Source organism: Micromonospora sp. NPDC048843, assembly GCF_040649965.1.
GTDB classification, from domain to species: Bacteria; Actinomycetota; Actinomycetes; order Mycobacteriales; family Micromonosporaceae; genus Micromonospora; species Micromonospora hortensis.
Genome location: NZ_JBEZGJ010000071.1, coordinates 1 through 21,158 on the forward strand (window position 1 = coordinate 1; position 21,158 = coordinate 21,158).

General features: G+C 71.5%; 19 protein-coding genes. 16 read left to right on the forward strand and 3 right to left on the reverse strand.

Going from position 1 to position 21,158, the window contains the following annotated elements:
- The first annotated feature begins 44 nt into the window (after nucleotides 1-44).
- From nfi to ahcY, 8 genes are all read left to right on the forward strand, one after another.
- Nucleotides 45-752: a deoxyribonuclease V gene (nfi, locus tag AB0C20_RS17940; protein ID WP_357568375.1), complete on the forward strand. Its 708-nt coding sequence runs from the start codon at nucleotides 45-47 to the stop codon at nucleotides 750-752.
- A gap of 151 nt (nucleotides 753-903) precedes the next feature.
- A complete protein-coding gene (locus tag AB0C20_RS17945; RefSeq protein ID WP_357184039.1) occupies nucleotides 904-1,965 on the forward strand; it encodes a hypothetical protein in 1,062 nt (353 codons plus the stop codon).
- A gap of 69 nt (nucleotides 1,966-2,034) precedes the next feature.
- Nucleotides 2,035-3,420: a phosphomannomutase/phosphoglucomutase gene (locus AB0C20_RS17950; RefSeq protein WP_357184042.1), complete on the forward strand. Its 1,386-nt coding sequence runs from the start codon at nucleotides 2,035-2,037 to the stop codon at nucleotides 3,418-3,420.
- A 61-nt stretch (nucleotides 3,421-3,481) separates the two neighbouring features.
- Entirely contained in the window at nucleotides 3,482-3,667 is a 186-nt protein-coding gene (locus AB0C20_RS17955) for a Trm112 family protein (RefSeq protein ID WP_091394023.1), read from the forward strand.
- Nucleotides 3,664-4,863, forward strand: a complete 1,200-nt coding sequence (locus tag AB0C20_RS17960) for an SIS domain-containing protein (RefSeq protein WP_210817862.1) — start codon at nucleotides 3,664-3,666, stop codon at nucleotides 4,861-4,863. Before AB0C20_RS17955 ends, AB0C20_RS17960 begins: the two co-directional genes overlap by 4 nt.
- Nucleotides 4,864-4,930: 67 nt before the next feature.
- Nucleotides 4,931-5,938 carry a cation diffusion facilitator family transporter gene (locus tag AB0C20_RS17965; RefSeq protein ID WP_357184046.1) on the forward strand — a complete coding sequence of 336 codons (1,008 nt, stop codon included), beginning with the start codon at nucleotides 4,931-4,933 and terminating at the stop codon, nucleotides 5,936-5,938.
- A gap of 3 nt (nucleotides 5,939-5,941) precedes the next feature.
- Nucleotides 5,942-7,105, forward strand: a complete 1,164-nt coding sequence (manA, locus tag AB0C20_RS17970; RefSeq protein ID WP_357184049.1) for a mannose-6-phosphate isomerase, class I — start codon at nucleotides 5,942-5,944, stop codon at nucleotides 7,103-7,105.
- A 279-nt stretch (nucleotides 7,106-7,384) separates the two neighbouring features.
- Nucleotides 7,385-8,884: an adenosylhomocysteinase gene (ahcY, locus tag AB0C20_RS17975; protein WP_328650867.1), complete on the forward strand. Its 1,500-nt coding sequence runs from the start codon at nucleotides 7,385-7,387 to the stop codon at nucleotides 8,882-8,884.
- A 94-nt stretch (nucleotides 8,885-8,978) separates the two neighbouring features.
- On the opposite strand, the gene AB0C20_RS17980 is transcribed toward ahcY, so the two are convergent.
- On the reverse strand, nucleotides 8,979-9,137 hold the full coding sequence (locus AB0C20_RS17980) for a hypothetical protein (RefSeq protein WP_328650866.1): 159 nt from the start codon (nucleotides 9,135-9,137) through the stop codon (nucleotides 8,979-8,981).
- A 172-nt stretch (nucleotides 9,138-9,309) separates the two neighbouring features.
- Here AB0C20_RS17980 and efeU point away from each other — a divergent pair, with 172 nt between their 5' ends.
- The 8 genes from efeU (at nucleotide 9,310) to raiA (ending at nucleotide 18,764) form a co-directional block, all read left to right on the forward strand.
- The gene (efeU, locus tag AB0C20_RS17985; RefSeq protein ID WP_357184054.1) at nucleotides 9,310-10,215 is read left to right on the forward strand and encodes an iron uptake transporter permease EfeU; all 906 of its coding nucleotides are present in this window, start codon (nucleotides 9,310-9,312) and stop codon (nucleotides 10,213-10,215) included.
- A 22-nt stretch (nucleotides 10,216-10,237) separates the two neighbouring features.
- The gene (gene efeO, locus AB0C20_RS17990; protein WP_357568371.1) at nucleotides 10,238-11,371 is read left to right on the forward strand and encodes an iron uptake system protein EfeO; all 1,134 of its coding nucleotides are present in this window, start codon (nucleotides 10,238-10,240) and stop codon (nucleotides 11,369-11,371) included.
- A gap of 25 nt (nucleotides 11,372-11,396) precedes the next feature.
- Complete coding sequence (efeB, locus tag AB0C20_RS17995) at nucleotides 11,397-12,674, forward strand: iron uptake transporter deferrochelatase/peroxidase subunit (protein WP_357184060.1); 1,278 nt, start codon at nucleotides 11,397-11,399, stop codon at nucleotides 12,672-12,674.
- A 223-nt stretch (nucleotides 12,675-12,897) separates the two neighbouring features.
- Nucleotides 12,898-13,587 carry an MtrAB system response regulator MtrA gene (gene mtrA, locus AB0C20_RS18000; protein ID WP_030331519.1) on the forward strand — a complete coding sequence of 230 codons (690 nt, stop codon included), beginning with the start codon at nucleotides 12,898-12,900 and terminating at the stop codon, nucleotides 13,585-13,587.
- A 12-nt stretch (nucleotides 13,588-13,599) separates the two neighbouring features.
- Nucleotides 13,600-15,357 carry an MtrAB system histidine kinase MtrB gene (mtrB, locus tag AB0C20_RS18005; protein ID WP_357184063.1) on the forward strand — a complete coding sequence of 586 codons (1,758 nt, stop codon included), beginning with the start codon at nucleotides 13,600-13,602 and terminating at the stop codon, nucleotides 15,355-15,357.
- Complete coding sequence (locus tag AB0C20_RS18010; protein ID WP_357568372.1) at nucleotides 15,354-17,165, forward strand: LpqB family beta-propeller domain-containing protein; 1,812 nt, start codon at nucleotides 15,354-15,356, stop codon at nucleotides 17,163-17,165. Before mtrB ends, AB0C20_RS18010 begins: the two co-directional genes overlap by 4 nt.
- A 4-nt stretch (nucleotides 17,166-17,169) precedes the next feature.
- Nucleotides 17,170-17,877, forward strand: a complete 708-nt coding sequence (locus tag AB0C20_RS18015; protein ID WP_357184069.1) for a ComF family protein — start codon at nucleotides 17,170-17,172, stop codon at nucleotides 17,875-17,877.
- 245 nt (nucleotides 17,878-18,122) lie between these two features.
- Nucleotides 18,123-18,764 (forward strand): ribosome-associated translation inhibitor RaiA, encoded by a 642-nt coding sequence (gene raiA / locus AB0C20_RS18020; RefSeq protein WP_328650859.1) that lies wholly within the window; start codon nucleotides 18,123-18,125, stop codon nucleotides 18,762-18,764.
- A gap of 59 nt (nucleotides 18,765-18,823) precedes the next feature.
- On the opposite strand, the gene AB0C20_RS18025 is transcribed toward raiA, so the two are convergent.
- Nucleotides 18,824-19,936, reverse strand: a complete 1,113-nt coding sequence (locus tag AB0C20_RS18025) for a GNAT family N-acetyltransferase (protein WP_357568373.1) — start codon at nucleotides 19,934-19,936, stop codon at nucleotides 18,824-18,826.
- A complete protein-coding gene (locus tag AB0C20_RS18030; RefSeq protein ID WP_357568374.1) occupies nucleotides 19,933-21,084 on the reverse strand; it encodes a GNAT family N-acetyltransferase in 1,152 nt (383 codons plus the stop codon). Before AB0C20_RS18030 ends, AB0C20_RS18025 begins: the two co-directional genes overlap by 4 nt.
- Nucleotides 21,085-21,158: the final 74 nt, after the last annotated feature.

Below are 21,158 nucleotides of genomic sequence, written 5' to 3' on the forward strand. Positions count from 1 at the left end.
CCGTGAAGCCGAGTGGATCATGGCGCACGCCGGGCACGCCGGGCATGAACGCCGCGCCGGACGCGCCGGGCGCGGGAACGACCGGGCCGCCGGGCAGTGTTGCCGAGGCGGTGGCCGTACAGGAGGAGTTGCGGCCGCTGGTGGACCTGGTCGGGCCGGGGCCGAGCGCGCCCGCGACGGTGGCCGGCCTGGACGTCGCGTACGCCGAGGGTGGTGACCTGCTGGCGGCGGCCGTGACGGTCCTGGACGCCCGGACCTTCGCGGTGGTGGACTCCGCTGTCGGTGTGGGGCGACCCGCGTTCGCCTATGTGCCGGGGCTGTTCGCCTTCCGTGAGTTGCCCGCGTTGCTCGCTGCGCTCGACCGGCTGACCACCGTTCCGGACTTGCTGGTCTGCGACGGGCACGGGCTGGCCCATCCGCGCCGGTTCGGGCTGGCCTGCCACCTGGGGGTGGTCACCGGGTTGCCCGCGATCGGGGTGGCGAAGACGCCACTGGTCGGGGTGTGGGATCCGCCGGCCGCCGAACGGGGTTCCTGGTCGTCGTTGCGCGACGGTGGTGAGGTCGTCGGTCGGGTGCTGCGCACCCGGGACGGCGTGAAGCCGGTCTTCGTCAGCGTCGGCCATCGGATGAGCCTGGAGAACGCGACAGCGCAGGTGCTCGCGTTGACTCCGCGCTACCGGCTACCGGAGACCACCCGCACCGCCGACCGGCTGTGCCGTGACGCCCTCGCCGAGGCGGAGCAGGCTAGCTGACTGGCTGGTCAGTCCGGTCACCAGGTGGTTGGCGGGAGGATCTGTAAACCGTAACGCCGCCCACAAGCGGGGCGCTCTATGACCGGTGGGACAGGTGGGCCGGTAGTAGCCTGACCCGCGGACCCCACCCGGGGAGAACGGCGAGGTAATCATGACAGTGCGTCGACGCGTGGCACGGCTCGCGGCGGTCTGCGGTCTTGCGGGCGGCCTGGTGATGCTCGGTGCGTCACCGGCGCTGGCCGATCAGGACTCGGTCCGGGTGGGCGCGGCCAGTAGCTTCGCCGCCGGCGGTTCCGCGCAGGGGGTGAACGTCGCGGTGCGTAAGCGCACCGACGGGTGCGTCCTGCTGCGTACCGCGCTGGCCTTCAGCCTGCAGGGTCTCCAGCCGAACCAGGTGGCGGTCGAGGTCAACGCGGGCGGGCGCTGGTTCCCGGTGGCCGTCTCCGGCGGCGCCGGCTCGGTGTCGACAGCGCAGACGTCACCCTTGAAGCCGACGTTGTGCAAGGGCAAGGGCATCACGGTGCGCTACCGGGTGGCGTTCGCGGCGGGTTCGCCGGGGGGCCGTCTCGTGGTCACGGGCGCGGGCATCAGCGCCGCCGGCCAGACGCTGGGTCGCGCCACCGACGCGGCGCGGCTGACCGGAGGGCGGGTCACTCCGTCGCCGACTCCGTCGCGGTCGAAGAAGCCGACGCCGACCCCGACCCCGAGCGAGGTCGCGACCGTCGACGAGGCGGTGAACCCTGCGGCGCAGGGTGGCGTCTCCGCGGCGCCGAACACCACTGCGACCGCCGCCGAGTCGTCCGGAGGAGGGTCGCCGGTGATGTACTTCGGCATTGTGCTGGTGGCGGTCGGACTGCTGCTCATCGTGCTGCTGTTCCGTCGTTCGCGGCAGGACCGGAAGCCGTCCGACGACGCGCCCGGCACCCTGCCGGGCAACCCCGGCGGCACCACCTACCGCGCCGGCGGTGGGTTGCCGGCCGCGCCCCCTCGCCCCGGTCAGGTGTACGGCCAGCAGCCGCCGGCCGCCGGCTGGGGTGGTGCGGTGCCGTCGCCGCGTCCCGCCACCGGCGGGGTTTACGGTGCCCGACCGGACACCCCCGCCCCGGAGGCCACCCAGCCGATGCCGGGTCGGCCCGACGGTCGCCCGAAGCCCGGTGACCCGCCCACCGACGGTGACGGCCGAACCGCGTTCATACCCCGCCTCCCCGGCTGAGCGGAGGACGGCCTGGCCCTCCGTTAGGCTCAGGATCGGTGTCTAACCTGCGGCCAAGGAGTGGAACACGTGTCTGATCTGTCCCAGATTGTGAAGGCCTACGACGTCCGCGGGACGGTGCCGGACCAGTGGGACGAACGGGCCGCCGAGGCGCTGGGCGCCGCCTTCACCCAACTGCTCAACTCCACCGACGAGCCGGGCGACGCCGTCGTCGTCGGGTACGACATGCGAGCCACCTCACCCGGCCTTGCCGCCGCCTTCGCCACCGGCGTACGCGCCGAGGGCCGCTCGGTGATCGAGATCGGCCTCGCCTCCACCGACCTGCTCTACTACGCGTCCGGCTCGCTCGACCTGCCCGGCGCGATGTTCACCGCCAGTCACAACCCCGCGCAGTACAACGGCATCAAGATGTGCCGCTCCGGCGCGCGCCCGATCGGCCAGGAGAGCGGCCTGGCCGAGATCCGGGAGCGGGCACAGGCCCTCCTGGACTCGGGTGACGCTCGTCCCGCCGGTGCGCCGACCCGGCCCGCCGAGCGGCGCGACCTGCTCCCCGACTACGCCGGCTACCTGCGCAAGCTGGTCGACCTCTCGGGCATCCGGCCGTTGAAGGTGGTCGTCGACGCCGGCAACGGCATGGGTGGCTTCACCGTTCCGACGGTGCTGGGCGACGCGGCCCTGTCGCCGCTGCCGCTGGAGATCGTGCCGCTCTACTTCGAGTTGGACGGCAGCTTCCCCAACCACGAGGCCAACCCACTTGACCCGGCGAACCTGGTCGACCTCCAGCGCGCTGTGGTCGAGCACGGGGCCGACATCGGGTTGGCCTTCGACGGTGACGCCGACCGGTGCTTCGTGGTGGACGAACGCGGCGAGCCCGTCTCACCGTCGGCGATCACCGCACTCGTCGCCGCCCGTGAGTTGGCCAAGCACCCGGGTTCCACGGTGATCCACGGCCTGATCACCTCCAGCGCCGTCGCGGAGATCATTCGGGAGCACGGTGGGAAGCCTGTCGTCGCCCGGGTCGGGCACTCCTTCATCAAGGCGGAGATGGCCCGCACCAACGCCGTCTTCGGCGGCGAGCACTCCGCGCACTACTACTTCCGGGACTTCTGGTTCGCCGACACCGGGATGCTCGCGGCGATGCACACGTTGGCCGCGCTGGGCGAGCAGTCGCTGCCGCTGTCGGTGTTCGCCGGTGAGTACGAGCGCTACGTCGCCTCCGGCGAGATCAACTCGACGGTGGCCGACCAGGCGGCGGCGGTGGCAGAGGTGCGCGCCGCGTACCCCGACGCGGTGGCCGACGAGATGGACGGGCTCACCCTGCGTTTCCCCGACGGCGCCTGGTTCAACCTGCGCGCCTCCAACACCGAGCCGCTGCTACGACTCAACGTCGAGGCGCCCAACCGGGATCGGATGGTCTCGCTCCGGGACGACGTGCTCGACCGCGTTCGCCGATAAGATCGCCTGCGCCGGTCGGCACCGCCGTCGGTCAAGCCGTACACGTGGAAGGAGCCGCGCCATGGCCCTGGATCCGCAGTTGCTCGAGATCCTTGCCTGTCCGGACACGCACCACGCCCCGCTCACCTATGACGCCGAGGCGCAGACGTTGACCTGTACGGAGTGCGGCCGGATCTTCGAGGTCCGCGACGACGTGCCGGTGCTGCTGCTCGACGAGGCGCGCGGCGGCCCCGGGCAGTCCTCATGATCGACGGTACGGCCGGGGTCAGCGGGCGTCGCGACGCCGACGAGGCCCTGCTCGACAACCCCCAGGCGTTGGCCGAGGCCGACCCGGGCGGCATGCTCCGGCACACGGCGTCGGCCGGTGCGCAGGTTCGTGAGAGCGCCGCGCTGGCAGCCGAGGCGAACCTCGCGGTGCTCGCCGACGACGGGCGGCCCCGAGCTGTCGTGATCGCCGGCATCGGCACCGCCGGGCGTACCGGGGACGTGCTGGCCACTGTCGCCGGGCCGCGCTGCCCGGTCCCGATCATCGGGCACCGCTCCGCCGGCGTACCCGGTTGGGTGGGCGCGGCCGACGTGGTGATCGCGGTGAGCGCGTCCGGACGTAGCCCGGAGGCGCTCGGCGCCGCCGAGGCGGCCCACCGCCGTGGTGCCCGACTCGTCGCCGTGGGTGCCCCGGACTCGCAGTTGCAGTCGATCGCCGAGCAGGCCCGGGCGCCGTTCATCCCGGTGCCCCGGCGTGCCCCGGCCCGGGCCAGCCTCTGGGCGCTCACAGTGCCGGTCCTGCTCGCCGCCCGTTCCCTCGGGCTCGTGAAGGTCAATGAGGCGGACCTGGCGGAGACCGCGGCCCGGCTCGACGCGGACGCCGACCGCTGCCGGTCCGCCGCCGAGTCCTTCGTCAACCCGGCGAAGTCACTGGCGCTGGGCCTGGCCGGCTCGATCCCCATCGTCTGGGGTTCGTCCCCGCTGGCCACTGTGGCGGCCCGCCGGTTCGGCGACACCCTGTCGGCGAACGCCCGCTACCCGGTGGTCACCGGAGCGCTGGGTGAGGCCGGGCGGGGTCGCGTCGGGCTGCTCGACGGCGTCTTCGGCGGCCTGGCCGAGGGGGAGCGGGACATCTTCGCCGACCGGGCCGAGGACGACGACGGTGAGGGCACCCGGCTGCGGCTGGTGCTGCTGCGCGACGGCGGGCTCAACGCCGAGGACGACACCGACGAGCCGCTCGCCGTCGAGGAGCGCCGTGCGGACGCGGTGCAGACCCTCGCCGAGCGCCGTGGCGTGCGGTGCGACGTGGTGACCGCCGAGGGCGGCTCCGCCCTGGAGCGGCTGGCCTCGCTGATCGCGGTCCCGGATTTCGCCTCGATCTACCTTGCCCTGGCCCACGGGTTGGACCCGATGGCCGTGCCGGCCATCACCGAGATGAAGGAGCTGTCGAACCAGTGAACGAACGCAATGGGCGGCGCGTCATGCGCGGACCGGTCGGCTTCGTACGGCGAAGCGGAGCGGTGGCATGAGCGCCAACGGTGGGACGAAGGCGATTGTCGCCGCTCTGCTGGCCAACGTCGGCATCGCCATCACCAAGTTCGTCGCGTTCCTGCTGACCAGCTCCTCGTCGATGTTGGCTGAGTCGGTCCACTCGGTTGCCGACTCCGGCAACCAGGCGCTGTTGCTGCTCGGCGGCAAGCGTGCCAAGCGGGCGGCCACCCCGGAACACCCGTTCGGGTACGGCCGGGAGCGCTACATCTACGCGTTCATCGTGTCCATCGTGCTGTTCAGCATCGGTGGTTTGTTCGCCCTGTATGAGGCGTACCACAAGTGGCACGACCCGCACGGGATCACCGAGTGGCACTGGGTGCCGGTCGTCGTGCTGGTGGCGGCGATCGTCATGGAGTCGTTCTCGTTCCGGACCGCCATCAAGGAGTCCAACCACGTCCGGGGCAACCAGTCCTGGGTGCGTTTCATCCGTCGCGCCAAGGCACCGGAGCTGCCGGTGGTGCTCCTGGAGGACTTCGGCGCGCTTGTCGGTCTGGTGTTCGCCCTGTTCGGCGTCACCATGACGTTGATCACCGGCAACGGCGAGTGGGACGCCGCCGGCACCGCGATGATCGGCATCCTGCTTGTCGTCATCGCCGTCGTGCTGGCCATCGAGACGAAGAGCCTGCTGCTCGGTGAGGGCGCCGAGGCGTCCGAGTTGGCCGCCATCGAGCGGGCCGTCACCGACGGCCCCGAGGTGGAGCGGATCATCCACATGAAGACGCTCTACCTGGGCCCGGAAGAGCTCATGGTGGCCGCCAAGATCGCCGTTCCGGAGTGGGAGAGCGCCCACGACCTGGCCCGTGGCATCAACGCCGTCGAGGCGCGGATCCGCGCCGCGGTGCCGATCGCCCGGGTGATCTACCTGGAGCCGGACGTCTACAGCGCCGCCGCCGCAGAGGCCGGCACCGGTGCCGCGGCCGACACCGCAGTTCCGCAGCCGCAGGACACGTCGGGCGACCCGGCCGGGCGGCCCGGGGGCTGACAGGTGGAGCCACTGTACGGGCCGATCCGGGACTACGCCTGGGGCTCGCGTTCGGCCATCGCCGTCCTTCAGGGGCGATCGGTGCCGAGCGCGGGCCCGGAGGCGGAGCTGTGGTTGGGGGCCCACCCGGGCGCTCCGGCCCACGTGGATCGTGCCGGTCTGCGGGTGAGCCTCTGTGACCTGGTGCGGGACGAGCCAGGGCAGTGGCTCGGCCAGCGGGTGTCCGAGCGGTTCGGCAGCCGGCTGCCGTTCCTGCTCAAGGTGCTCGCGGCCGACGCTCCGCTGAGCCTGCAGGCCCACCCGGACGCCGAGCAGGCGCAGGCCGGCTATGCGGCGGAGGTGGGGCGCCCCGAGGGGCAGCGCAACTACTCCGACCCGCACCACAAGCCGGAGTTGCTGGTCGCGCTCACCCCGTTCGAGGCGCTGTGCGGTTTCCGGGATCCGGCGGAGTCGGCCGAGGCGCTCGCCGCGTTCGGCGTACCGGCGTTGGCGCCTGTTGTCGCCGCGTTGCGGGCCGGGCCGGCGGGGTTGCGGACGGCGGTGCGGACGCTGCTGGGCTGGCCGGTCGCCAGGCGTCACGACCTACTGGCCGCTGTGGTGGCGGCGCCGACCGACGGCCCGGACGCGGAGCTGACCCGCCGGCTGGCCAAGGCGTACCCGGGGGATCCGGGTGCGCTTGTCGCGCTGCTGTTGCACCACCTGCGGCTGGAGGCGGGGGAGGCGATCTGGATGCCCGCCGGCAATCTGCACGCCTACCTGAGCGGCTGCGGCGTGGAGATCATGGCGGCCAGCGACAACGTGCTACGCGGCGGCCTGACCCCGAAGCGGGTGGACATCGACGAGTTGTTGCGGGTGCTGCGCTTCGAGGTGCTCGACGATCCGGTGCGGGCCGCGCAGCCGCTCGGGCCGGGAGTGGACTGGTGGCCCGTGCCGGTGGACGATTTCGCGCTGCACCGGGTGCGGGTCGACGCGGCGGTGCCCTCGGTGACGCTGCCGCTGCCCGGCCCTCGGGTGGTGCTCTGCGCCGGCGGTTCGATCACCGTCGACGACGGTGCCGGCGCGCTGACGCTGGCCTCCGGCGAGGCGGCGATCGGTACGGCGTTGGGAGCGCCGCTGCGGATCGACGGCGCCGGTGTGGCTTTCGTGGCGACGTCCGGGCTGCGCTGACTTCGGCTCGGGCGAAAGACGCAAGTCCGACTTTCCCGGAATAGCTTGACGTCGCCGTGCCTGAGTGTGACTCTATGAGTACGCAGCGTTATCGCGACGACGGTCCGAGAACGTGCGGGGGAACCAAACCGGGGGGATGCACGGGGCGGGCGGGACGTGGGCGGGAAGGTCCGTCCATCACCGACCGCCCCGTGCGCTGTCCGCGGACCGTGCCTGATGCCCGTCGCCGACGCGCGTAAGGTGGAGGGTCGGCGCAGACATCGTTCGACAGGAGCTTTCATGACCAGCACCCTCCCGGCGTCCGCCAGCGGCACGCCGTCCGAGGCCCGGCCGAGCACGCTCGCCGACGGCGACTTCAAGGTGGCGGATCTGTCGCTCGCCGAGTTCGGGCGTAAAGAGATCCAGCTCGCCGAGCACGAGATGCCCGGCCTGATGGCGATCCGTCGCGAGTTCGCCGAGGCGCAGCCGCTCGCCGGCGCGCGGATCACCGGCTCCCTGCACATGACCATCCAGACCGCCGTACTTATCGAGACGTTGGTCGCGCTCGGCGCGCAGGTGCGCTGGGCGTCCTGCAACATCTTCTCCACCCAGGACCACGCCGCCGCGGCGATCGTCGTCGGCCCGGACGGCACCCCCGAGGCTCCGGCCGGGGTTCCGGTGTACGCCTGGAAGGGCGAGACCCTGCCGGAGTACTGGTGGTGCACCGAGCAGGTGCTCGCCTGGCCGGACGGGCAGGGCCCCAACATGATCCTCGACGACGGCGGCGACGCCACACTGCTCGTGCACAAGGGCACCGAGTTCGAGCGGGCCGGGGCGGTCCCGCCGGTCGAGTCCGCCGACTCCGAGGAGTACGCGGTCATCCTCGAGCTGCTGCACCGCTCGCTCGGCGAGGACGGCCAGCGCTGGACCCGGATCTCCGCCGGCATCAAGGGCGTGACGGAGGAGACCACCACCGGCGTGCACCGGCTCTACGAGATGCACCGGGCCGGCACCCTGCTCTTCCCGGCCATCAACGTCAACGACTCGGTGACCAAGAGCAAGTTCGACAACAAGTACGGCTGCCGGCACTCGCTCATCGACGGCATCAACCGCGCCACCGACGTGCTGATCGGCGGCAAGATGGCGGTCGTCATGGGCTACGGCGACGTGGGCAAGGGCTGCGCCGAGTCGCTGCGCGGCCAGGGCGCCCGGGTCGTGGTGACCGAGGTCGACCCGATCTGCGCGTTGCAGGCCGCGATGGACGGCTACCAGGTCGCCACCCTGGACGACGTTGTCGAGCAGGCCGACATCTTCATCACCGCCACCGGCTGCTTCGACGTCATCACCAACGAGCACATGGCCCGGATGAAGCACCAGGCCATCGTCGGCAACATCGGCCACTTCGACAACGAGATCGACATGGCCGGGCTGGCCAAGCGGTCCGACGTCGAGCGGATCAACATCAAGCCGCAGGTCGACCTGTGGCGCTTCGCCGACGGGCACGCCATCATCGTGCTCTCCGAGGGCCGCCTGCTGAACCTGGGCAACGCGACCGGGCACCCGAGCTTCGTCATGTCGAACTCGTTCGCCAACCAGACGATCGCCCAGATCGAGCTCTTCACCAAGACCGAGGAGTACCCGATCGGCGTCTACGTGCTGCCCAAGCACCTGGACGAGAAGGTGGCCCGGCTGCACCTCGGCGCGCTCGGCGCCAAGCTGAGCACGCTGACCAAGGAGCAGGCCGCCTACCTTGGCGTCTCCACTGAGGGTCCGTTCAAGCCGGATCACTACCGCTACTGATCGACATCTCCGGACCGGGTCGGCTGTTCGCAGCCGGCCCGGTTCGTCGTCTCCGCCCCCGGCTGGACGGGTTCAGCGTCTGGCCGCCGCCGGTTCAGCCCGAACGGGGGCCGCGCCGGGTGGGCCGGAACCACGTCCAGACGCACCAGATCAGCCAGCCGACCGACACGACGGTGGCCAGCGCCCGCAGGCGTAGCGCGCTGAGCAGCAGCACCACGGCCAGCACCGCCAACCACGGCAGGAATCCCCTCACGGCGGGGATCCTTCCACAGTCGGCCGGCGCCAGGCCGGCTGCCGGGCGGTCGTCGGTTCTCGTCTTGGGCCCAGTGAGCTTGTCGTGAACGACTTGACGAGGGCCCTGAGCAGGGAGGAAGGTATGCCTGCCCTAAGTCAGCTAAGGCGTGCCTAACCTATTCGGAGCCCGGATGTTCGCCACCTACCTGATCGGTCTGCGGGAAGGGCTGGAAGCCACACTCGTGGTCAGCATCCTCGTCGCCTTCCTGGTGAAGTCGCAGCGCCGGGACCGGCTGCCGCAGGTCTGGGCGGGCGTCGGCCTGGCCGTGGCACTGTCGGTGCTCTTCGGCTGGCTGATCGAGTACACGTCCACCTCGCTGCTGGCGAGCTACGACGACCGGGAGTTGTTCGAGGCGATCACCTCGGTCGCCGCCGTGGTCTTCGTGACCTGGATGATCTTCTGGATGCGCCGGGCCGCCCGGACCATCGCCGGCGAACTGCGGGGCAAGCTGACCGAGGCGCTGGCCGTCGGGTCCCTCGCCGTCGCCGGCATGGCCTTCCTCGCGGTGATCCGCGAGGGCCTGGAGACCGCGCTGATCTTCTACTCGGCCGCCCAGGGCGCGGCCGGCGACAGCGGCCCGCTGCTCGCGTTGATCGGCGGGATCGTCACCGCCGTGGTCCTCGGCGTGCTGCTCTACGCCAGCGCCCTGCGGATCAACCTCAGCAAGTTCTTCACCTGGACCGGCGCGCTGCTGATCCTGGTCGCCGCCGGCATCCTCAAGTACGGCGTGCACGACTTCCAGGAGGCCGGCGTCCTGCCCGGTCTGAACGACCTGGCCTTCGACATCACCGGCGCGCTCGACCCGAGCACCTGGTACGCGGCCCTGCTCGCCGGCATGTTCAACGTGACTCCCGCGCCCACGGTGCTGGAGACGATCGCCTGGGTCGCGTACGCCGTACCGGTGCTCCTGCTCTTCCTGCGACCGGCCCGGCGCAAGCCGGCGCCCACCGCGACCACCACCACCGTCAGCGAGCGCGGGGCCGACACCGGCACCGAGGCCGAGGCCGAGGCGGCGTCCTCGCCGCAGCGTGCCTGACCAACGAGGAGAGACAGTCCAGATGCGTACCACCCAGTTCTTCGCGCTGGCCGCCGCCGGCGTGCTGGCTACGGCCGGTGTGGCCGCCTGCTCCGACTCCGACAAGGGTGACTCGGCCGCGTCCGGCGGGCCGATCGTGGTCAAGGCCAGCGACACCGCCTGCGAGGTCGGCTCGACCGACCTGGGCGCCGGCACCGCCACCTTCAAGATCACCAACTCGGGCGCGAAGGTGACCGAGTTCTACGTGTACGCCGACGGCGACCGGGTGATGGGCGAGGTGGAGAACATCGCCCCCGGGCTGAGCCGCGAGCTGCACGTGGAGTTGCCGGCCGGCACCTACCAGACGGCCTGCAAGCCGGGGATGAGTGGCAAGGGCATCCGGGGCGCGCTCAAGGTCAGCGGGTCGGCGCAGCCGCTCACCGCTGACGCCGCGCTGGGTGACGCCACCGACAACTACCAGCGCTACGTCAAGAGCCAGACCGCCGCGCTGTTGGACAAGACCGAGGAGTTCGTCGGCACGGTCAAGGCAGGCGACGTGGCGAAGTCCAAGGCGCTCTACCCGGTCGCCCGCACCTACTGGGAGCGGATCGAGCCGGTCGCCGAGATCTTCGGCGACCTCGACCCCAAGATCGACGGCCGCGAGGAGGTCATCGAGGAGGGGATGGAGTTCACCGGCTTCCACCGGATCGAGAAGGACCTCTGGCAGTCCGGCGACATCAGCAAGGACGGCCCGATCGCCGACCGCCTGCTGGTCGACGTCAAGGAGATCGTGGCCAAGGCGAACGCCGAGAAGCTCTCCCCGCTCCAGCTCGCCAACGGTGCCAAGGAACTGCTCGACGAGGTGGCCAGCGGCAAGATCACCGGCGAGGAGGACCGCTACTCGCACACCGACCTGTGGGACTTCGCCGCCAACCTCGAAGGTTCCAAGGCCGCCGTGTCCGCCCTGCGTCCCGCGTTGCAGCAGCGCTCGCCGGAGCTGGTCACCCAGCTGGACACCGAGTTCACCAACGTCGAGGGGCTGCTCGGCAAGCACCGCGACGGCGACGGGTGGAAGCTGCACACCGCGCTGAGCAAGGCCGAGCTCAAGGAGCTCTCCGACGGGATCAACGCGCTCGCCGAGCCGATCAGCAAGGTCGCCGCGGCCGTCGCGAAGTGACCACCTGGCAGAGAGAGTCGAGTCGATGAGCGGGAGCAGGTTCACCCGGCGCCGGGCGATCACCCTGGCCGGCGCCGGAGTGGCGGGGGTCGCCGGAGTGGCGGCCGGTGCGGGGGCGCTGCTGAACGGCTCCCATGGTCCGGCCGCGGCGAGTGACCACCCGGCCGGGGCGGTGACGTTCCACGGAGAGCACCAGGCCGGCATCGTCACCCCGGCGCAGGACCGGCTGCACTTCGTGGCCTTCGACGTGATCACCAAGGACCGGGCCCGACTCGTCGAACTGCTCCAGGAGTGGACGGCCGCCGCAGCCCGGATGACCGCGGGGCGCGACGCCGGGGTGCTGGGTGCGGTCGGTGGGATGCCGGAGGCCCCACCGGACGACACCGGCGAAGCGCTCGGCCTGCCTCCCTCGCAGCTCACCCTCACCATCGGGTTCGGGCCGACGCTGTTCCGCGACGCCGACGGGCGGGACCGCTTCGGCCTCGCCGACCGCCGGCCCGCCGCCCTCGCCGAGCTGCCGAAGTTCCCCGGTGACGCGTTGCAGCCGCAGCTCTCCGGCGGCGACCTCTGCGTCCAGGCCTGCGCCAACGACCCGCAGGTGGCGGTGCACGCGATCCGCAACCTGGCCCGGCTCGGCATGGGCGTGGTGAGCGTCCGCTGGTCGCAGCTCGGCTTCGGCCGCACCTCGTCGACCTCTCGGGAGCAGGCCACCGCGCGCAACCTCTTCGGGTTCAAGGACGGCACTGCCAACCTCAAGGCCGAGGACACCGAGCTGCTGCGCGACCAGTTGTGGGTGCAGCCGGGCGACGGGCCGGACTGGATGGCCGGAGGCTCGTACCTGGTGACCCGCAAGATCCGGATGCTCGTGGAGACCTGGGACCGGACCTCCCTCGCCGAGCAGGAGGAGATCGTCGGCCGGACCAAGGGCAGCGGCGCGCCGCTGGGTCGCAGCGACGAGTTCGACGAGCCCGACTTCGCCGCCCGTGGCGCGGACGGGAAGCCGGTGATCGCCGAGCACGCCCATGTCACGCTGGCCCACCCGAGCCGGAACGGCGGCGCCCAGCTGCTGCGCCGGGGTTACAACTTCGTCGACGGATCGGACGGCCTCGGCCGACTCGACGCGGGCCTCTTCTTCATCGCCTACCAGCGCGATCCACGCCGTCAGTTCGTGCCGATCCAGACCCAGTTGGCGCGGCACGACGTGATGAACGAGTACCTGCGACACGTCTCCAGCGGGGTGTTCGCCTGTCCTCCCGGGGTACGCGACGGCGGGGATCACTGGGGGCGTGGGCTGTTCGGCTGACAGTCGTCCGGATGGCGACAACCGAATCGGCCCGGCCTGCGGTGGCGCCAGGCGGCGCCGAAGGGGGATCATGGTGGCAGCCTGGCGACGGCCCGTCCGCGCGCCACGCACCGCAGCCGTGGCGCCGCCGCCGCGGACCGCGAGCACCGTTTTGACGGCGGCGCGAAGCGTTACCGGCGGACGCCGGTCCCACCGAACTGAATGAGGATGCAATATTAATCCCATGAGAGCCCGCGTACTGGTGGTCGACGATGACCCCGCGCTCGCCGAGATGCTCGGCATCGTGCTGCGCAGTGAGGGTTTCCTGCCCTCTTTTGTGGCGGACGGCGAGCGGGCGTTGGCCGCCTTTCGCGACAGCCGTCCCGATATCGTGCTGCTCGACCTGATGCTTCCCGGTATGAGTGGTATCGACGTGGCCCGGTCGATCCGGGCGGAGTCCGGCGTGCCCATCGTCATGCTGACCGCCAAGAGCGACACCGTGGACGTCGTGCTCGGCCTGGAGTCCGGCGCCGACGACTACGTGGTCAAGCCGTTCAAGCCCAAGGAGCTGGTGGCCCGGATGCGGGCCCGACTGCGCCGAGGCGAGGACGTGGCCCCGGAGATGCTCACCATCGGGCCGCCGGACAACCAGATCACCATCGACGTGCCCGCGCACACGGTGAGCCGCAACGACGAGGAGGTGAAGCTGACGCCGCTCGAGTTCGACCTGCTGGTCGCGCTCGCCCGCAAGCCGCGTCAGGTCTTCACCCGCGAGGTGTTGCTCGAACAGGTCTGGGGCTACCGGCACGCTGCCGACACCCGTCTGGTCAACGTGCACGTCCAGCGGTTGCGAGCCAAGATCGAGCCGGACCCGGAGCGACCGGAAATCATCCTCACCGTGCGGGGCGTGGGTTACAAGGCAGGGACCGGATAGCCTGGTCGCACTGTGTCGACCACGCCGCCCCCACCCTCCCCGAGTACGGCTGCCCGCCGGCCCAGCGCCGGCGGGGAGCTCTGGCGTGCGGTGAGCGGTCGGGTCGCTCGTGCTGTGGGTCGGGCACACCAGACCTGGCGTCGCTCGCTCCAGGTCCGGGTCGTGACCATCACCCTTGTCGCGTCCAGTCTGCTGGTCGGCGGGTTCGCGTTCCTGATCGCTGACAAGATCACCACCATCCTGCTCGACAGCGCTCGCAGCGACGTCCGGCAGCGGGTGACCAGCGGTGCCAGCTACGCGGCCAAGCAGGTCTCCTTCTACGGGCAGCCGCAGGAGGCGCAGCTCCAGGAGACCATCGACGGCACTGTCAACTACCTGGCCGGCGGCGACCCCCAGCAGACCAGCGGGGTGGTGGTGGCGATCACCGCCGACGACTATCCCAACGACATCCAGACGCGCACCTCCCCGTCGGCGAACGTGCAGTCGCTGATCAGCCCCGAGCTTCGGGCCGCGATCGCCGACGGCAAGGTGGCCAGTCAGATCCGCACCGGGCGACTCACCGGCGGGACCACCAAATACCTGGTCTACGGCTCGCCGGTGCCCACCCGCTTCGGCCAGATCGAGCTCTACTACCTGGTCCCGCTGGGTCGGCAGGACGTCACCGCCGGCGACGCCCGCGCGACAGTGGTGGCCACCGGGGTCGCGCTGGTGATCCTGCTCGGGTTGCTCGCGGCGCTGGTCACCCGGCTGGTGGTCAACCCGGTCCGGGTCGCCGCACGAACCGCCCAGCGGCTCTCCGCCGGCCTGCTCGACCAGCGGATGGTGGTCAATGGCGAGGACGACCTGGCTCTGCTCGCCGCGTCGTTCAACCAGATGGCCACCAACCTGCAACGGCAGATCCTGCGCCTGGAAGAGATGTCCCGGTTGCAGCGCCGCTTCACCTCGGACGTCTCCCACGAGCTGCGTACCCCGCTGACCACGGTCCGGATGGCCGCCGACCTGATCTTCGCCGAGCGCGACGAGTTCGACCCGGCGGTCGCCCGCAGCGCCGAGCTGCTCCAGGCCGAGTTGGACCGATTCGAGGAGCTGCTCACCGACCTGCTGGAGATCAGCCGGTTCGACGCGGGCTTCGCCATGCTGGACTCCGAGCCGACCGACCTGGTCCCCGTGGTGCACCGGGTGGTCGACCGGCTGGCTGGCCTGGCCGAGCGGGTGGGCGTACCGATCGAACTCGACCTGCCGGGCACGCCGGTGATCGCCGAGGTCGACCCGCGCCGGGTCGAGCGGGTGTTGCGCAACCTGGTCGGCAACGCCGTCGAGCACGGTGAGGCGCGCCCGGTGCTGATCACCCTCGGCATCGACGAGACCGCCGTGGCGATCACCGTCCGCGACCACGGTGTGGGGCTGAAGGTGGGCGAGGAGAAGCTGGTGTTCAACCGGTTCTGGCGGGCGGACCCGTCCCGGGCGCGGCAGACCGGGGGCACCGGGCTGGGCCTGTCGATCAGCCTGGAGGACGCCCGGCTGCACGGCGGTTGGCTGGAGGCGTGGGGTGCTCCCGGGCAGGGCGCGCAGTTCCGGCTCACCCTGCCGGCCCGTGCGGGCGATCGGCTGACCACCTCACCGCTGCGGCTGGTGCCGGCCGACGCCGCCCTGCCGTTCGGCGGCCCCCGCGACGGTGGGCCACTGGCCATCGGTCCCGGCACCGGCGGGGCACTGGCGATCGGCCCGGCTCCGGCCGGAGACGGACAGCGGACGGAGGTGCGCTCGTGAGACGGCCGACTCTGCTCGGGACCCTCGGCGTGATGGTGCTGCTGGGCGCCGGCTGCGGCATCCCGGCGGCATCCGACGTGCGGGTGGACGGCAAGGGCGGCGCCGCGACCGGGGCCGGTGTGATCAGTCGGGGCAGCGAACCACCGACGCGGACGGCCAGCGGCAGCGTCAACGAGACGTTCGTCCGCAACTTCCTGTCCGCCGCCGCCGGCGAGCCGGATCGGGCGTACGAGCGGGTCAAGGCGTTCATCGCCCCGGAGGACAAGACCCGCCTACAGGACAAGAAGGGCAGCGAGGTCGCGCTGAACGTGGTTCGGCTGCGCGAGGCGGTCTACACCCTCAACAGCGACTCGACCACGACCGTGAAGATCACCGTGCAGCAGGTCGGGGTGCTGCGGACCAACGGCACCCTGGCTCCACCGGTGGCGACCGAGACGGAGTACGAGTTCGGCCTGCGCAGCGCGTCCTTCAACGGCGGCGTCAACGATGACCGGGCCGGCCTCTACATCATCAACCCGCCCAACGTGCTGCTGCTCAGCGACACCGCACTCAGGGAGTATTACCAGGACGAGACGATCTACTTCTGGAGTTCGGACCGGAGCCGCCTGGTGCCCGACCAGCGCTACCGGCCGCAGGCGGTGCCGGTCGAGCGGCAGGTCAACGAGGTGGTGAAGTGGCTGGTCGGCGGCCCCTCCGACTGGTTGCGGCCGGGAGTCGTCGGGCTGCCGGACCGCACCGAGCTGATCAACAACGCCACCGGCGGCAACGGCCGGTGGGAGGTCAACCTGGACATGTCCGGTGACGACCAGAGCGGGATCGACCAGCTGATCACGCAGATCGCCTGGTCGTTGGGTGACCTCCCCGGTCAGCTGGAGTTGAAGATCCGCAACAACGCGCAGCCAGTGGTGGACCTGAGCGAGCGACGAGACTCCCGGGAGCTCTACCCGTACGCCGCCAGCCCGCAGCGGTTCGGCGTGTACGACGGCGTGATCCACCCACTCGACTTCGACGGCGAGCCCAGCGGCACTGTGCCGTTGACACCCGAGGCCAACCGTAACGTCGTCTCCGCCAGCCTCGGGCTGGCCAAGGACCGCCGGATCCTCGCCGCGATGGTGGTCGCCGACGGCAAGAACCGGTACCGACTCGCAGTGGGCACAGGTGCCGACCCGGTCCCCGTCGTCAGCCGCAGCGCCACCGAATACTCCTCGATCGGCCGACCGGTCTGGCTGCGTACCGTCGACAACCGCCCCAGCCGCGGCCTGGTGGTGGCCGACGGGCAGCTCTACCGGTTCGACGAGGCGGCCCGGATGTATCCGGTGCCGCTCAACCTGCCCTCCGCCGCGGTCACCGCTGTGGCCGCCGCGTTGGACGGCCAGCGGGTGGCGCTGATCGCCGGCGGCCGTCTCTACGTCGCCGCTGTCAACCTCGACGGCGGCGGGGCCTCCCTCGGCCCGCCCCGAGAGTTGGTCACCTCGCTGACCAACCCGACGGCTGTCGACTGGGGCAGGGAGGACCAGCTGGTGGTGGCGGGGTCGGTCGGCCAGCCGGCGATCTACGAGATCAGTGTCGACGGCGCCCTGGAGACGCCGTTGCGGACCGACCTCGGCGCCAAGGTCACCCACCTGACCGCGTACCCGACCAACCGCGGTGTGCGGGCGCCCAGCGGGGCGTACATGTACGAGGCGAACGGGGTGGCCTACCGCAGCAGCCCGTTCGAACGGATCGAGCCCGGCCGGGTACGCGACATCGCCCCGGTGCCGACCGGTGTCCGGCCGAGCAACCCGTCGGCACCGTTCTTCCTCTACTGACACTGTGAGCGGGCTCTGGGCGGACCTCGCCGACCTGGTGCTGCCCGCCGACTGCGCTGGTTGTCGGGAGCGCCGCCCCGGCCTGCGGCACGGGGTCTGCCCAGGCTGTGTCGCGGCGCTCGGTGCATTGCGGCCACGGACGGTCCGCCCCACCCCCGCCCCGCCGGGTCTGCCGCCCTGCGTCGCCCTCGGCCCGTACGAGGGTCCGCTGCGCGAGGCCCTGCTGGCGTACAAGGAACACGGTCGACACGGGCTGGCTCGCCCGCTCGGCGCGCTGCTCGCCGAGGTCGTCGGGGCGGCCGTCGGTGGGGCCCGTCCGCTGGCGCTGGTTCCGGTCCCGGACACCGCGGCGGCGGCCCGGTCCCGCTACGGAGACCATCTCGACCGGCTGGCCCGGCACTGCGCGGCCCGGCTCAACCGGAGCGGTTGGGCGGTGCGGGTGCACCGTCCGCTGCGGGCGTCGCCCCGGCCCGACTCGCTCACCCTGGACAGCGCCGGGCGCGCGGCGGCGGCCGAGGCGGCCTTCCAGCCCCGTTCGACCGGGCCGGTCCGGGGTCGTGCCGCGGGTGCGTCGCCGGTCGTGGTGCTGCTCGACGACATTGTCACCACCGGCGTTACCCTCGCCGCCGCGAGCCGGGTGCTGACCGCGACAGGATGGGCACCGAGTGTCGCGGCGGTGCTCGCGGCGACCGAGAAAAGACACCAGTCGTAACCGATTGTGTTTCCGTTTCACCCGTTGGTGTATGAGCTGCGAAAAATCCTGGGCCGTCTCGGCAACATGGGGTGACTGCCGGGCAAACAAGAGTTAGCGTTTCGCTGTCGGGGGTAGGAGGTCGTTCCAACCACCCCTGGCGGTGAGAGGAGGCGTAGCCGTACCAACCGGTCGACGCCAGCGGGTCTCCCCACGGCGCGCGGCCGGGTAACCGGATCGAAGACCGTCCGAACAAGGGAGGTCACGTGGACATCGTGGTCAAGGGCCGAAACGTCGAAGTGCCGGACCATTACCGGGTACACGTAGCCGAGAAACTCGCGAAGATCGAACGCTACGACCACAAACTTATTCGCGTTGATGTCGAGCTGTTTCACGAGCGCAATCCGCGCCAAGCCGACCACTGCCAGCGGGTGGAGATCACCTGCGTTTCCCGAGGTCCGGTGATTCGGGCCGAAGCCTGCACTAACGACTTCTACAGCGCGCTCGACGCGGCCATCGCGAAGCTCGACACCCGGCTGCGCCGCGCTGCCGACCGCCGCCGCGTACACCGGGGTCGGCACGCGCCGATCTCCGTCGCCGAGGCCACAGCGGGCCTGCCGGTCGCGGACCTGGTGCCCAGCGCGCTGAGCGCGCCGAGCGATGGCGCCCGCGCCGGCACCGCTGTCGCGGAGCGGGTCGAAGAGGAGCAGGACGACCAGCCGTGGCACATCGCCCGGGAGAAGGTGCACCCGGCCGAGCCGATGACCATCGACGACGCGTTGTTCGAGATGGAGTTGGTCGGCCACGACTTCTACCTTTTCCAGGACAAGGAGTCCGGCCGCCCGAGCGTCGTCTACCGGCGCCACGCGTACGACTACGGCATCATCTCCCTCGCCACTGACAGGTAGCCGATCCGCGTCGATCATGGAGTTGTGGTGGGGAACGCCCACCACAACTCCATGGTCCGTCAGCGGAGGTCGGCGGGGAGCAATGCGAAGGTCAGGTCGTCCAGGCGGGCGCCGGCCAACCCGGGCAGCCGGCCGCGCTGAAGGGCCTCGCGCCGGAAACCGACCCGCTCCAGCACCCGGTGCGACGCGGTGTTGTCCGGCACCGTGCCGGCCGACAGCCGGGCGACACCGGCCGCTCCGAACGCCCAGCCCGCGAGCAACCTGACCGCCCGCGTCGCGTACCCCCGGCCGCGCCAGTCCGGCAGCAACGCGTAGCCGACCGACGCCTCGCCGGCGGCCACATCGGTGTACGACAAGCCGCAACTGCCCACCGGTTCGCCGCTGGCCACGTCCGTGATCATCAGCCGGGCGATCTCGCCGGTCAGCCAGCCGCTCTGCGCGAGACGACAACGCCGCTCCATCGCCTCACGGGTCGGCGGCACCGGCGGCGCCTGGTTCGCCACCACCTCGGGTCGGCTGTGCAGTCGGTAGATCAGCGCCGCGTCGTCCGGCCCGAGTGGGCGCAACGCCACCACCTCGTCGGTGAGCACCCCGCCGGGCAGGTCGGGCAGCAGGCGGGCGACCGGGCCGGGCGGATCACCGACGACGCGTACCCAGGCCAGCAGGTCGTGCCGACCCGCGTCGCGGGACGCACCGGCCGACCGGCGCAGACCCTCGTAGCGGAAGCCGGCGGCCAGCGCGACCCGCTGGCTCGGGCCGTTCTCCGGATCGGTGAGCAACTCCAGTCGGGCTGCCCCGGCGGCGAACGCGTGCTCGCTCAGCGCGCGGGTCGCCGCGGCGGCCAGCCCGCGACCACGCGCCGCCGGTCGCATCCAGTAACCGATCTCCAGCTGACCCCGGGCGGGCACCGGGTTGTTCAACCCCACAGCGCCGAGCAGCCGGTCGGTAGCGGGGTCCGCGACGGCGTACGCCGTGCCGCCGCCGGTCCAGGCCGCCGGCGCGCCGACGTCGATCCACCAGCGGGCGTCGGTAGCGGTGTACGGCGTCGGCAGGTTCGACACGAACCGTTGAGTCAGCGGGTCCGCGCAGCCGTCCACCACGTCGGCGTTGTCCTCAGCGCGAAACGGGCGCAGCCGCACCCCGTGCGCCTCGACGACCGGCCGCAGACTCATCCCAGATCCTTCGCGAGAAGCGCCCCGACCCACACGTCCACCCGCTCGCCCCGGTGCTGCACGCCGCCCCGGGCGATCCCCTCGACCAGGAAGCCCGCCTTCTCCGCCGCCCGGCGGGAGGCGGTGTTGCCCACGTTCGCCTTCCACTCGATCCGCGCCAGGCCCAACGTGCTGAAGCCCCAGGCGCTGAGCGCGACCAGCGCGGCTGGCAGATAACCCCGCCCCCGGGCCGTCGGCGCGGTCACGAAGCCGACGTCGGCCACCAGCGGGTCGGCGGGGGAGAGCCGCAGGTCGAGCGTGCCCGCGTACCGGTCGTCGGGGTCGGCGATCACGAAGCAGGCGGCGTCCCCCCGAGCCCAGGCGTCCCGGCCGTAAGCCTGGTAGCCCTGCGCGTCGGCGCGCTCGTACGGGTCCGGCACTGTCGTCCAGCGGATGGTTTCCGGGTCCTGGGAGGTGTGCACCACGGCGTCCAGATCCTTCTCCTCCATGGGCCGCAGCCGCAGCTCGCCGTCCCCGGTCTCGGCGAACAGAACGGGCTGTGGGCGGCCGAAGACGGCGGCCCGCCGGGCGGCGAGGGTGCCCGGACCGGCCGGACCGGTCGACCCGGCGGCCGGTACCTCGCCGGGCAGCAGTGAGCCGATCCAGCCGTCCGTGCTGCCGGGCAGCGCCGGGTTGGCCAGCCGCAACCGGCCTTCGATCCGGAAACCGGCCCGGAGGGCCACCAGCCGGGAGGCGTGGTTGCCCACCTCGGCCTGCCAGATGAGCCGGCGAAGCCCGATGGTGTCGAACGACCAGCGGGCCACCGCCCGGGTGGCCCGGACCATCACGCCCCGACCACGCGCCCAGGGAGCCGTCCAGTAGCCGATCTCACCGGTGCCGTCCTTGTGGATCGAGATGAGCCCGCTGGAACCCAGCAGCTCCCCGGTGTTCGGATCGCAGACCGCGAACGGTGCCCCGGTGCCCTCGGCCCAGGCCTTCCGGCTCATCTCGGTGACAAATCCGTGGGCGTGTTCCGGCCGGTACGGGCGCGGTACGGTGGTCCAACGCTGAATGTCCCGGTCCTGGCAGGCTCGGTGCACGGCCTCGGCGTCCGCCTCCCGCCAGGGCCGCAGCAGCACGCCGTCCTCGATGATCTCCACGGGTTCCACTCGTGCATCCTGCCGTAGCGTTCGCCGACGGCGTAACCGGATAACGTTTGGAGCGTGTGCCGGACGCGAGTTAT